Origin of the sequence: Weissella paramesenteroides (genome assembly GCF_036327715.1) — a bacterium.
GTDB classification, from domain to species: domain Bacteria; phylum Bacillota; class Bacilli; order Lactobacillales; family Lactobacillaceae; genus Weissella; species Weissella paramesenteroides.
Genome location: NZ_CP130559.1, coordinates 357685 through 371565 on the forward strand (window position 1 = coordinate 357685; position 13881 = coordinate 371565).

12 protein-coding genes are annotated in these 13881 nt (G+C 37.7%); 10 read left to right on the forward strand and 2 right to left on the reverse strand.

Translation table 11 applies throughout. The features are described from left to right. The first annotated feature begins 30 nt into the window (after nt 1-30). The 4 genes from QRX23_RS01645 (at nt 31) to QRX23_RS01660 (ending at nt 4664) form a co-directional block, all read left to right on the forward strand. Nucleotides 31-1122, forward strand: a complete 1092-nt coding sequence (locus QRX23_RS01645) for an Ldh family oxidoreductase (protein WP_330155712.1) — start codon at nt 31-33, stop codon at nt 1120-1122. A gap of 13 nt (nt 1123-1135) precedes the next feature. Further along, entirely contained in the window at nt 1136-2080 is a 945-nt protein-coding gene (locus QRX23_RS01650) for a phosphoglycerate dehydrogenase (RefSeq protein WP_330155713.1), read from the forward strand. A gap of 106 nt (nt 2081-2186) precedes the next feature. Beyond that, the gene (locus QRX23_RS01655) at nt 2187-3101 is read left to right on the forward strand and encodes a magnesium transporter CorA family protein (RefSeq protein ID WP_330155714.1); all 915 of its coding nucleotides are present in this window, start codon (nt 2187-2189) and stop codon (nt 3099-3101) included. Between the two features lie 429 nt (nt 3102-3530). Then, entirely contained in the window at nt 3531-4664 is a 1134-nt protein-coding gene (locus QRX23_RS01660) for a 5-methyltetrahydropteroyltriglutamate--homocysteine S-methyltransferase (RefSeq protein ID WP_330155715.1), read from the forward strand. A 95-nt stretch (nt 4665-4759) separates the two neighbouring features. On the opposite strand, the gene adhP is transcribed toward QRX23_RS01660, so the two are convergent. Next, nucleotides 4760-5776: an alcohol dehydrogenase AdhP gene (gene adhP, locus QRX23_RS01665; protein WP_002828647.1), complete on the reverse strand. Its 1017-nt coding sequence runs from the start codon at nt 5774-5776 to the stop codon at nt 4760-4762. 270 nt (nt 5777-6046) lie between these two features. Between adhP and QRX23_RS01670 the strand changes: the two genes are divergently transcribed. The 4 genes from QRX23_RS01670 to QRX23_RS01685 all read left to right on the forward strand — a co-directional run bounded on the left by QRX23_RS01670 (nt 6047) and on the right by QRX23_RS01685 (nt 9799). Then, complete coding sequence (locus tag QRX23_RS01670) at nt 6047-7825, forward strand: oleate hydratase (RefSeq protein WP_330155716.1); 1779 nt, start codon at nt 6047-6049, stop codon at nt 7823-7825. Nucleotides 7826-7955: 130 nt separating this feature from the next. After that, on the forward strand, nt 7956-8600 hold the full coding sequence (locus QRX23_RS01675; RefSeq protein ID WP_330155717.1) for a hypothetical protein: 645 nt from the start codon (nt 7956-7958) through the stop codon (nt 8598-8600). Between the two features lie 26 nt (nt 8601-8626). Further along, nucleotides 8627-9307 carry a hypothetical protein gene (locus tag QRX23_RS01680; RefSeq protein WP_330155718.1) on the forward strand — a complete coding sequence of 227 codons (681 nt, stop codon included), beginning with the start codon at nt 8627-8629 and terminating at the stop codon, nt 9305-9307. 27 nt (nt 9308-9334) lie between these two features. Then, a complete protein-coding gene (locus QRX23_RS01685) occupies nt 9335-9799 on the forward strand; it encodes an ASCH domain-containing protein (RefSeq protein ID WP_330155719.1) in 465 nt (154 codons plus the stop codon). 117 nt (nt 9800-9916) lie between these two features. On the opposite strand, the gene QRX23_RS01690 is transcribed toward QRX23_RS01685, so the two are convergent. Continuing rightward, nucleotides 9917-10957 carry an AI-2E family transporter gene (locus QRX23_RS01690; RefSeq protein ID WP_330155720.1) on the reverse strand — a complete coding sequence of 347 codons (1041 nt, stop codon included), beginning with the start codon at nt 10955-10957 and terminating at the stop codon, nt 9917-9919. Nucleotides 10958-11367: 410 nt separating this feature from the next. Between QRX23_RS01690 and QRX23_RS01695 the strand changes: the two genes are divergently transcribed. Continuing rightward, nucleotides 11368-12471, forward strand: a complete 1104-nt coding sequence (locus QRX23_RS01695) for a BMP family lipoprotein (RefSeq protein ID WP_330155721.1) — start codon at nt 11368-11370, stop codon at nt 12469-12471. A 316-nt stretch (nt 12472-12787) separates the two neighbouring features. Then, entirely contained in the window at nt 12788-13867 is a 1080-nt protein-coding gene (locus QRX23_RS01700; protein ID WP_330155722.1) for a BMP family lipoprotein, read from the forward strand. Nucleotides 13868-13881 lie beyond the last annotated feature (14 nt).

The window sequence follows — 13881 nt, forward strand, 5'->3', positions numbered from 1 at the left end:
TTTAACATCATTGAAAGCCAGGTAGTTAAGATGACAAACAGATATGATAGTCAAAAAATGAATGCTCTAGTAAATAAAATTTATCAAGCATACGGATTTTCAAAAGAAAATAGTCAAAAAATAGCAGATGCCTTAATTTACACGGATTTACATGGCATCACTTCACATGGGGTACAACGCCTTGCTTTATATGATCGTTTTATACAAAATGGCAAAATAAGAATCGACAGTCATCCTGAAATTGAAAAAGAAACTGATGTTAGTGCGGTTATAGATGCCAATTTTGGGTCGGGACAATTGAATGGCATGTATAGTATGGCAGTGGCAATAGAAAAGGCCAAAGCACATGGTGTTGGTATTGTGACAACCAAACGTTCCGGTCATTATGGCATTGCAGGTTACTATGCTAATTTGGCTGCTGAACAAGGCTTGATTGGGATGTCATCATGTAATTCAAGACCAGGTATGATACCAACAAATGCTAAAAAAGCTTTTATTGGTACAAATCCAATTGCATTTGCGATGCCGGCAAAGCCACATAATTTTATTTTTGATGCCGCAACTACTGTTGTGCCACAAGGTAAGATTGAAGTTTATCGTAAGCAAGAAAAAGACTTACCTGCCTTATGGGTTGCTAAGGAGGGGGATCAACCTGTCTATGATCATACAGATACAGCAACCCTGGATTCATTACGCGATCCAGAGGCAAACGTTGGCATTGCACCACTTGGCGGCATAACTGAAGAGACTGGTGGTCACAAAGGTTATGGCTTGGGGATTATGGTTGAGGTTTTCACATCTATTTTATCTTTGGGAAACACGTCTGCTGAAATTTCAGCATCGGATGTAGAAACCGGTCCATGTCAAAGTTTTATTGCCATTGATCCGGCTATCTTTGGTGATTCAGAAAAAATCATTGATAAGTTTTCACGGTACCTAGAGGATTTACGGCAATTACCAGCTGTTCCCGGAAAAGAAGTCTATGTACATGGCGATAAAGAGCAATTAGCATATCAAGATCGTAAGAAAAACGGGATTGAGATCGATGATAAAACAATCATGGAAATAAAGGCAATTGCTGATCGCTTGCATGTTGACACACAGCCTTATTTCGTATCATAGGGGGGCAATGATAATGGCAGATAAGGTAATCATTCCTAAAATTTCAGATGAATTAACCGATCACTATCTATCTAAAAAAGGATATGAAGTGATAACTATTGACAACCCTGGACAGAAGGACATTTTAAATCTAGCTCCTGATGCTGCAGCAGTAATGATGGTCAGTAAAAAAATTTCAAATGACATTTATCAGCAAATGCCCAATCTAAAAATTCTTGCACGAAGAGGTGTCGGGTACGATAATATCGATGTTGATTTTGCAGCCAAGCAGGGCGTTTGGGTTACGAACACACCAGGCGCGAATGCACATAGTGTCGCTGAAATGGCACTCATGAATATGTTGCAATTACGCCGAAGATTTCGGTTAGTTGATAAACTGACCCGCGATGATCAATGGGTAGGTGCGTACCAATTACTGGGTCAAGATTTAACAGCGGCGACTATTGGCATTGTGGGTTACGGACATGTTGGACAGGAGTTAGCGCGTTTATTAACTGCATTAGGCGCTAAGGTGATCATTTTTGATCGCAAACAAAAGTCGTCACCATATGGCAAGTTTGTTAGTTGGCAAAAAATGTTTGAAACGGCTGATATTATTAGCTTGCACTTAGCGGCTGTGCCAGAAACGCGACACATTGTTGGTGATAGAGAATTTCAGTGGATGAAACCTGAATCTGCAATAATCAATTTAGCACGTGGACAAATTATTGATGAACAGTCATTAATTTGGGCCTTGCAAAATAAACAAATTGCCGGTGCGGCACTGGATGTTTTTCAACAAGAACCAATTGACAAAAACAACCCACTTTTGAAGATGGATAATGTGATAGTGACACCGCATATTGGTGCGAACACACAACAAGCAAATCAAAAAATGGCAATGATTGCTGCTAAAATGATTGATACAGTATTGCGTGGGGCAGCACCTAAATATGCAGTAAACAACCCAATTATATAAGACTGCGAATTACGCATCGGAAGACTTGTACGCCCTTTGTTGCACGCGCTCTTTATGATAACTGTTATAATGAGAGCATGAAATAATCAGAAGGGGACCAATGTGTATGTACCAAGAACATCCTGTTTTAAATGGGTTACATTGGGTTAGTGTTGTTGATCCAACGCATGAGGATGTGCAAAAACTACGAAACAAGTTTGACCTAACATATAGATTTCAATCATACGTGCAGGATCCTAGAGAAAGATCACGCTTTGATTATAACGAACAGACAGAAGTTGGTATGCTGATTTGGCAGGTTATCATTAGAGATGAATCGGCGCGAACTTATCATGTTGTGCCAGTCAGTTTTATTGTGACGGCGGATACCTTGATTTCGGCTGTTCCGAAGCGTGCCCAACATGTTAACGAGGAACTGCAAGATTTATTCACGAAAAAAAGTAAACAGCAACAAAGTGTCATCACCATTTTGCTACGGTTGTTGTGGCGCTTAAATGACCAATATATGGATCAAGTGGATGATATTAATGCTATGCGCGAAAAGTTGGCAAATTATCGTAAAAATCCAACAAATAAGCAAATTGAAGCGCTAGCGTCGCTTAGCAATCAACTTGTTCACTTAACAACAGCAACAGATAATAATGTGATGGCAATCAAACAAATGAAGTTAAGTGGTGATGCTGATTCAGATGAACTTTCCTTAGCCAAACGTGAACGTGATTTGGTTGCGGATGTTGAAATTGAAACCAATCAAAGTCAACAGATTACACAGGACACAGCAGACTTGGTTGAACGGTTGTCTAATACTTATAATAATATTTTGAATAACTCGTTAAATGATACAATGCGTTTCCTAACCGTTTGGTCACTTATATTGGCTGTGCCGCCAATTATTTCAGGATTTTATGGTATGAATATGCATCTACCACTAGCCGTAGGAACTTGGGCTTGGGTGGGAACTTTGGTGATGACAGCAGTGCTAATTTTTGCGGTAGTATGGTTAGTGTACAAACGAAAATAAAATTTTAATTTTACTGTTGACAATATAAGGCGTTTATCCTATTATTTAGATAAATTAATTAGTTTTTACTGAGAAAAGATGAGTAATTGATTAGCGACTTTTAACAGAGAACCACATGAGCTGAAACGTGGTAAGGAAGCGTCGATGAAGATGGTCTTGGAGTGCAAACAAACAGTGAGTTTATTAAACGTATATTAGCTGTTTGCGGGTCCGCCCGTTATTGCGGGAGGATATAGCTAGTAGCAGTGTATCTGGATGAGGATATTATGTTAATCGCATAATATTGAATATGGGTGGTACCACGTGAACAATTAACATCACGTCCCTAGAAAACAAAGCAATTCTTGTTTTCTAGGGACTTTTTTAATGCATTAACAAATTAATCAAAACTCAGTTTATTTGTATTTAGCAGAAAGAGGGATTTTAATTATGGCTATACTAACAGCAACGAAATTACATTATGATATTGTCGGCAGTTTTTTACGTCCTAACGCAATCAAGCAAGCGCGTGCCGACTTTGCGGCAAAAAAGATTGATCAAGAACAGTTAACAGCAGTTGAAGATGAAGCTATCCGTGACTTAGTTGCCAAGGAAATTGATGCAGGTTTGAAGATTGTGACTGATGGTGAATTTAGACGTAGTTATTGGCATTTAGACACTTTTTGGGGTTTTTCTGGAATTGCTCATACCTATGCTGATCATGGCTACTTATTCCATGATGAAGAAACCAGGAATGATTCTGCTCAGGTTGTTGGCAAAATCGCCTTTGATCCAGAGCACAATGATTTAAAAGCTTTTAAGTTTTTAAATGAGCTAGTTCAAGACCAGCCAGGTATTATTGCTCGTCAGAGTATTCCATCACCAGCGCAATTTTATGCTGAGTTAGTACGTGGCGTTGAGAATGAAGAGGCATTGCATAAGTATTATCCTGACCATGCTGAGTTGGTTCATGATATCGGTCAAGCCTATCATGACTTGATTTTGGCATTGTATGATGCCGGATGTCGTGATGTGAAGCTCGATGATTGTACTTGGGGGATGGTTGTTGATAGTGATTTTTGGCAAGAAATGACTAATGGTGAATTTGATCGTGACGCATTACAGAATATTTACTTAGAGTTGAACAATGCAGCAATTGAAGATTTGCCAGAAGATTTGCGTATTAGCACCCATATTTGTCGTGGTAATTATCATTCAACATGGGCAGCTAAGGGTGGTTATGCACCAGTTGCCAGTCATTTATTTGCGCAAGAAAAAGTTGATGCGTTCTATCTAGAATTTGATGATGAACGTTCAGGTGATTTTGCACCACTAGCAGAAGTACCAGCGGGTACACAGGTAGTCTTGGGACTTGTCACAAGTAAACGACCAGAGCTTGAGCAAAAGGAAACGTTGATTAAGCGAATTAATGAAGCAACGCAGTATGTACCGCTAGAGAATTTGTCATTAAGTACACAGTGTGGCTTTGCTTCAACTGAAGAAGGTAATCAGTTGACAGAACAACAACAATGGGACAAAATCCGTTTGGTTGTTGATACAGCACAAGAAGTCTGGGGTGATTAATTTACGAGCTTATAATTAATACATTTTTAGCACAAAAAAGGCCGAGACATTTTGTCTCGGCTTTCTGCTATTATAGATAGAAATAGATTAGTTAATTAGTGTGTGAAATCAATAACCATACGACCAACAATTTGATTGTTCTTCATTTCATCAATGATGTCATTAATTTCAGATAGCTTACGGGTGTGGACAATTGGCTTCACACGATGTTCAGCACCAAATTGGAATGTTTCTGCTAAATCTTGACGAGTACCAACTAGTGACCCAGCAACTTTAATACCATCTAGCACTGTCTTTGAAATGTTCAATCCCATATCTCCCTTAGGTAAGGCGATAGCGACTAACGTACCATCAGGACGCAATGCATTAACGGCTGTTGTAAATGAATCTGGACTAACCGCTGTGATGATGGCACTGTGAACGCCACCAACTTTATCTTGCAACAGTTGTGAGGCATCTTCGTTACGAGAATTAATCGTTAAATCAGCACCTAATTCCTTAGTAGCGGCTAGTTTTGCATCATCAATATCTACCGCAGCAACATGCGCACCAAAAACATTATGGGCATACTGTACCGCTAAATTACCTAAACCACCGGTACCAACGACTTCAACCCATTGGCCGGGTTTTAGATCACCAGTCTTAAGACCTTTATAGACAGTTACACCAGCACAAGTCAATGAAGTTGCTTCGATTGGATCGAGACCTTCAGGAACCTTAACTGCATAGTCTGCTGGGACGATGCATTCTTCAGCCATGGCACCATCAACATTAAACCCTGAATTTTCTACATTTCGACAAAGGGTTTCACGGCCAGTTGTACAATACTCACAATGACCACATCCTTTGTAGAACCAAGCAATTGATACCCGATCACCAATTTTTAGGCTCGTTACACCGTCAGCAATCTTGGTCACTTTTCCAACACCTTCGTGACCAATAATGCGACCTGGTACTTTACCAAAATCACCAGCAGCGACATGTAAATCTGTGTGACATAAACCACAATATTCCATTTTTACAAGTGCTTCACCATATTTCAAATCCCGTAGTTGGACATCTTTAATATCAACATATCCATCACAATTATCTCTGACAACGGCTGCTTTCATAGTAGTTTCCCCCAAATTATTTATTGATATTTAAACACTTAAAGCATATCAAAAAAGGTAAAAAAGGTAAAGTGAAAATAATCACAAATAAACGCGAAAATACTACTTATTTTATTTAACAATGTGTTAAACAAATTCATCATTTCTGTATAGTGTAATTTTAATTAAATATGTGTATTCTAGGGGTAAGGAGTACGGATTAAGTAGTATTTCTTAGAGATTTTGATTTGAAAAACCATGGTTTATTGCATTGAAGAGGGGGAATAATTTATGAATTACAGTAGTGGTAATTTTGAAGCATTTGCACACCCAAGAAAGCCAGCCGGTGTTGATCAAAAATCGGCTTACATTGTCGGTGGTGGTCTAGCAGGTTTAGCCGCAGCAGTATTCTTGGTTCGTGATGGCCAGATGCCAGGTAAGCAAGTTCATATTTTAGAAGAATTGTCTGTACCTGGTGGTTCGTTAGATGGTACTGAGCGACCAAATATTGGATTGGTCACACGTGGTGGCCGCGAAATGGAAAATCATTTTGAAACGATGTGGGATATGTATCGTTCAATTCCATCGTTAGAGATTCCCGGAGCATCATATTTAGATGAATTTTATTGGTTAGATAAAGATGATCCAAATTCTTCAAACACCCGTTTAATTTATAAACGAGGACAACGTGTGCCAACTGACGGTCAGTATACCTTAGATGAAAAGTCAGTTGAACTCATCAAGTTAATCATGACACCAGAATCAAAACTTGGGCGCACGACAATTGAAGAATTTTTCTCACCTGAATTTTTTGAGAGTAATTTCTGGATGTATTGGGCAACGATGTTCGCTTTCGAAAAATGGCATTCAGCTATTGAAATGCGCCGTTACACGATGCGTTTTATTCATCATATCGATGGGCTACCTGATTTTAAAGCATTGAAATTTAACCGATACAATCAATATGATTCAATGGTTTTACCAATCATTAAGTATCTTGAAGGGTTTGGAGTTGATTTTCAGTATAATACGACAGTCGACAATATTGATGTTGATATTAATGATGATGATCATACGAAAACGGCACGTAAGTTATTCATGCATGTGGATGGTGAACAAAAGGAGCAGCAATTAACACCGAATGATTTAATATTTGTGACAAATGGGTCGATTACTGAGAGTTCCACATATGGTTCTCATTATGAAGCAGCACCAGTTACCAATGAATTAGGTGGCAGTTGGACACTTTGGAATAATCTTGCCGAACAATCAGAAGAATTTGGTCATCCAGCAGTATTTTATGACAATTTACCAGAAAAAAGCTGGCATGTGGCAGCAACACTCACGATTAAGAATAGTGAGCTGGAACCTTACATTGAGCGTTTAACGAATCGTGATTTACATGATCATAAAGTCAATACGGGTGGTATTGTAACGATTACAGACTCTAATTGGCTGATGAGCTTTGCAGTTCATCGACAACCACATTTTAAACAACAGACTGAAAATGAAGTTGTCGTTTGGCTATATGCTTTGTATTCTGACACAAAGGGAAATTTTGTTGATAAGACAGTTGTTGAAAGTACTGGTGAAGAAATTACACAAGAGTGGTTATATCACTTGGGTGTACCAGAAACAAAAATTAAAGCATTGGCAAAGCAGGAGAATATTAATACAGTTCCGGTTTATATGCCGTTTATTACTTCATACTTTATGCCGAGAGTTGCTGGTGATCGACCAGCAGTTGTACCGGATGGATCAGTGAATTTGGCGTTTATTGGTAATTTTGCTGAATCACCAACACGTGATACAGTCTTTACAACGGAGTATTCAATTCGAACAGCGATGGAATCCGTATATACGTTATTAAATGTTGAACGGGCAGTGCCAGAGGTGTTTAATTCAGTTTATGATATTCGAACACTATTGCGTGCGGTTTACTATATGAATGATAAAAAGAAGCTAACTGATATTGATTTGCATATACCAAAGTTGGTTCAAAAAACAGCATTGCATAAAATTGATGATACCTGGGTAGCAGAGTTGTTGAAAGAAGCTGGGTTGCTTTAATCGGATATTGAAAGAACGTTAGAAAATGAAGTTGGGACCAACGAATAGGTTCCAACTTTTTATTTTAAGCTTTGTTTATAGAATAATGTGAAAGCGCTATAATAGGCAACAAGAAGATAAGGAGGAGATTATGAGTCAAAAAAGTCATCAGGGACATGATTTTAAATACTTGTTTAATTTGCTCTTTGCATTGTCACAACTAGTGAATATATTTTTTAGTTTAGCGTTTGCGGAAGGATTTTCAGAAGGACTTGGGATGGTCTCTGAAACGGACTATGGCAATCCAAATGCTGGTCCAGTGGCGATATTTTTCCCCGTCTATTTATTATGGCGCGGCTTTAACTATAAAATTATTCACTGGTTTGGTTATCATGCCAAGGCCGATCTAAATTATCAATATGTGCCACCTACTTTGTTAGGTGGTGGATTAGCGATTGTTCTGCCAGATTTTAGGGAAATGTCACCGAAGTATAAGGCAAGATACCAACAACGCAGTAAATTGTTTCAAACAATTTTTTATTTAGGCTTTGTTACTTGGACATGGGCAGTCTGTTATTACGGTGTGAAAATTTGTTACGCAATTACTGAATTTATTGGGATAACTAGTTCTTCAAGTGCAGCAAGTATGGGTATTACAATTGTGGTAATGATGTTTGCCGAATGGAAATTAACGCAATTATATTATAAAGTCTTTCCGAAAGTTTTTAAGCTCGATGTGATTATGACTGAACATAGTCAGCCAGTCGTAGGGCGCAGAAAAAAAGAATCAGAGTAGTTGTGGGTATTGTTTGAGGAGTGTGTATGGCTAAGAGAAAAAACAAGGGCAAGAGTTGGGGTGTTTTTTTCATTACGATGGGGTTTATTGTGTTTCAGTTATTGAATATTTTCTTTAGTATGGCGTATTCCGAAGCTTTTTATGTTGCTTTTACAGGTAAATCAACCATCAATACGAATGTTAACTTTGAAGGAATGCCTGAACCCGGATCAGTTGCACTATTCTTTCCGCTATATACCTTAATGCGAACGTTTGGGTACAAAGTATGTCACTGGTTAGGGTATCATGCGGATGCAGAACTAGACAGTACCTTAGTGCCACCAACATTATTTGAAGGTGGGATAGCGTTTGTTATACCAGTTTTCGAAAAAATATCGGTACGGTATAAGCAAAAATTTAACCAAAGAAGTCGTTTATTTCAAATTATATTTTACCTAGGATTCGCATTCTATACTTGGGCAATTTGTTATTTTGGCATGCAAATAAGTTACTTTATTTTTAAACAAAAGCCATATATGCCAGGAATAATTCCATTCTTTGTAACGGCGATGGCACTCATGGGCCTAGAGTGGTCGTTAACGCGGTTCTATTACAAAGCTTTTCCAAAATTGTTTAAACTAGACGTCTTGATGATTGAGCATGGACAACCAGTACTAGGACATTTTACTGCTAATCAAAAAGTACAAATGAAAATGAAACATCACTAATAAGAACCATAACTAGGAGATTTTAATATGCAAAATACAGAGATTGAAAATTACTGGCAAGAATTTTGTCAGGTTAGTCATTTGGATCCAGCGACAGCTTATTCGGCTTGGGCATACGGGGATAGCACTGAAATGGCGAATGAATTAGCAACATTAACCGTTCAAGGCGTTAAAACGGCAACAACTTCAGCTGCTGAACTTTATGAATTGGGTGAACCTAAGCCTTATGTTGGCGAATATAATATTATTTTAAATGGTGATGGACAACCTGTTTGTATTACACAAACAACCGTTGTAGAAACGATACCTTATGATTTGGTGTCGGCGGAACACGCCTATCATGAAGGCGAGGGCGATCGCTCGTTAAGTTATTGGCGCGAGGTTCATGAAAAGTTTTTCAAGTCTGAATATGCGCAGATGGGTAAGCAATTCCATGAAAAAATACCTTGCGTTTGTGAAGTATTCAAAGTTGTTTATGATGGTGCTAATTAGCAGAATAGGAATAAAGAAAAAAGACGTTGAACTGGCACATACCAGTCAACGTCTTTTTTATAATAAAAAAATTTAACAGTAATCATAAACCTGTAAGTTTTATAGCATAAACGATCTTTATCTGGTGCTCTCTTCTAACGAATGCTTCGAGATTGAGGCTTCTTGAACGCCGATAAGGTTGAGAATAAAGGCGACAATTGGCACGCCGATAATTAGTCCCCAAGCGCCTAAGAGGTGTTCCATCACGATAATGGTTGCAAAGGTTAGAAAAATTGGTAGTTCAGTACGCGTGGCCATTAATCTTGGATGCAAGAAATATGACTCAAAGAGATGAATAACGGCTACTAAAATCCAAACTTCAATCATACCAGTCCAACCAAGCGCTGCAAACGAAATCACACTTAGCGGAATTAATGATAGTAGCACACCAGCAATTGGAATTAAACCAAGAATAAATATTAGCAAGGCCATGACCAAAATGCTTGGGACCTTTAAGAAACTCAGACCAATAACCATTAGTATTGTATTAATAAAGGCAATAATCATCTGGACCTCAATGACACTTCCTAAGATTAAAACAAAGGTACTAGTTAGATCATAGACATTCGTAAAGAATTTTGGATAATTTGAGTGGATGAACTGTGTACCGAAAATTCGTAATCTTTGCCATGAAATAGCAAAGATGAAGCTAAGAAAAATTGATAATAAAACTTTAGAAAGAACACTACCAATGACGTTGAGTGTATCCCAACCACTTTCAAGGAGGCTTTTCCAGTTTTTTGTGAGTTCATTTAACAAATCAAGGTTTTGATAAGTATCATTTAGATATTTCTTAATATCAGGGAAATTTTTGACGACCTTCATAACTTCGTCAGGGATAACGGCAAATTGTTTAACTAAGGTTGGTACGATAGACGTAAAAGCCATAACAAAAACAATGATACCAACAATAAAGAAGATTAATACTGAAAAACCATAGGGAATTTTCGTCCAACGATTAATTTTACTTGCAATTTTGACAGCTAAATAGCTAAAAATGGTCGTTAATAATACAATGCTGATTAAATCACGAATGATATACAAAACGATCAAAATGAAAATTAGAGCAATTAATTTCTGGACATCACTTCGTTTAAATATTTCTTTAAAATTTGCCACACACACTCCCTCGCTTACTCTTCTTATAAGGATTGCCTTAATTATAAAACTAATTTAATTATAGGCATAGTTATTTTAAAAAGGATAATCGGAATATTAATTGCTTTGTAAAAATATCAGTCACTGAAACAATCGTAATTAAAGATATTATGATTCGTTGATTTGCTTAGTAACATAGTGTTAGGTCATACAATTGCTAATGAACGGCCGTATAAGTTGTGAATTAATTGTAAAAATTGTTCGTTTATAAAGTAAAAATGTCTTATAAACAAAGGGTTTACAGTGTTTGAATATTTAAATAACGAAAAAATCGCTTGAAAAAATGATGGGGTTAACCGTATAATTTGAAGGGTGATAAATTAAAAAATAACAGAATGTTACCTCTAAACGGTTAAGAAAGTGGGCAAAGTATGGTTTCACGTCGATTAAAAATAATAGGTGGTGTCGCAGCAGTCGTTGTTATTGGTGGCGTTGCGTATGGTACATTAAGTTCTTCAAATTCTTCTGCTAAGAAGAATTATACGGTAGCAATGGTAACAGACGTTGGTGGTATCGATGATAAATCATTTAATCAATCAGCATGGGAAGGATTACAGGCATGGGGCAAGGAGCATGATTTAAAAAAGGGTAGTGATGGCTATAATTACTTACAATCTAAATCACAGGCAGATTTCTCGCCTAACTTCCAACAAGCAGTGCAAGGTAAATATGATTTGATTGCTGGTATTGGTTACTCTTTGCATAATGCAACTGTTTCATCAGCTAAAAAGAATCCAAAGACGGACTATGTTTTAGTTGATGACATTGATCAAAAGAAAACTAAGAATGTTGTTTCGGTCATGTTTCGTTCTGAACAGTCTTCATATCTAGCTGGTGTTGCTGCAGCTACTAAAGCAAAAGCCTTGCATCAAAGTACCGTAGGATTTGTTGGTGGTATGCACAGTAATATTATTGATGCGTTTGAGGCTGGGTACACTGCAGGTGTAAAATCCGTCGATAAAAACTTGGCCGTTGATGTGCAGTATGCTAATTCATTTGGTGACGCCGCCAAAGGGCAAACGATTACCGATGCGATGATGGCTAAGGGTGAAAAGGTTATTTTCCAGGCGGCTGGCGCAACTGGTAATGGTGTCTTTACGGCTGCAAAAGATAATAACCAGGACTTGATGTCAAATTCAAAGGATAAGGTATGGGTCATTGGGGTTGACATGGATCAATCTAATATGGGAAATTACCAAACAAAGGATGGTAAAAAAGATAATTTCACTTTGACTTCATCAATCACTGGTGTCGGACGTGGTCTACACCTTATTGCGAATAAAGCAATGAAGAATCAGTTCCCAGGAGGGGAAATTGTTGCTTATGGACTAAAAGAAGGCGGTGTTTCTGTACCGACAAAGAACTTAAATAGTGATGAGAAAAAAGCCGTCTTGCAGGCGAAGAAGGCAATTATTAAAGGTGATATTAAAGTACCAGCCCATCCAGCTAACTCAAAGTTCAAGCAGACGTTCTAAATATTGTTACTTAATTGTAACTTAAAAAAATAACGAATAGTCACAGAAAAATATTATCGAGTAATGGTCTTTAAAACGTTTTATAACAAATGTTTTAAAGACCATTTTATTAATTGTTCGTATTTGAAACAAAAACAGTATTAAAAAGTCAGTAAAACGTTTTACTCAATTTAGCAGTTCTGTTAGTTTGTATATTGCAAATGATGTAGCTAAAGGCTATACTATTCAAGAAAATTAGCGAGCTAAACAATGTTAACCTGATGTTAACTAATCAGTATTTGTCGTTTAGAAGAACGAAAATTAAGGAGAACGGAACATGGTTTCACGTCGTAATTTGGTTATTGGTGGTGTAGCTGTCATCATAGTTGTTGGTGTGGGTGCAACGTTGGCTCAAAATAAGCACACAAGTACCAATAAGAAAGATTTTTCAGTTGCGATGATCACTGATGTTGGTGGTGTCGATGACCGATCATTTAATCAATCTGCCTGGAAAGGTGTGACGGATTGGGGAAAATCACATCACTTACAGAAGGGGAAGAATGGTTACGATTATTTTGCCTCTAAAACTAATGCAGACTTTGCCCCAAACTTTCAACAAGGTGTTTCAGCAAATTATGATTTGTTAATTGGCGTTGGTTATGCAACTAATGATGCTTTAGTCGAGTCAGCCGAAAAAAATAAAAACACAAAATATGTTTTGATTGATGATCAGGCCAAAAAGCCGTTAAAAAACGTCGCATCAATGATGTTTAAACAACATGAAGCTTCTTACTTAGCGGGTGTTGCCGCAGCAACCAAGGCTCAAGAATTGGGTGACAAGAAGGTTGGTTTCATTGGTGGTATGAGTTCAGCAACTATTAAAGCCTTTCAGGCAGGCTATATCGCAGGTGTTAAATCTGTTGATCCCAATATCACAGTTGACTCGCAATTTATCGAGTCATTTACGGATACTGCAAAGTCAAAGACAATTGCAGATGCCATGTATACATCTGGATCACATATTATTTTCCAAGCTGCGGGTCCTGCCGGTAATGCTGTCTTTACGTCTGCTAAGGATATTGATACAAAGTTAACGGATACTGATAAGCAAAAAGCTTGGGTAATTGGTGTTGACATGGATCAAAAATCTCAGGGGGCATACAAAACTAAAGATGATAAAGCATCGAATCTAACGTTGGCTTCAGCAGTCAAAAAGATTCCAAGTTCTGTCGTTAAACTTGCTAACCAAGCGATGAAGGGGCATTTTCCTGGTGGTAAGACTGTGACATTTGGCTTGAACAATGGTGGTGTTGGACTAACGACTGATAATTTAGATAGCAAAGAAAAACAAGCTGTTCAAAAAGCGAAGGCTGCTGTGAAGGCTGGGGATGTCACAGTTCCAAGCAAAATGAAGTAAAAAACAGGTATTAA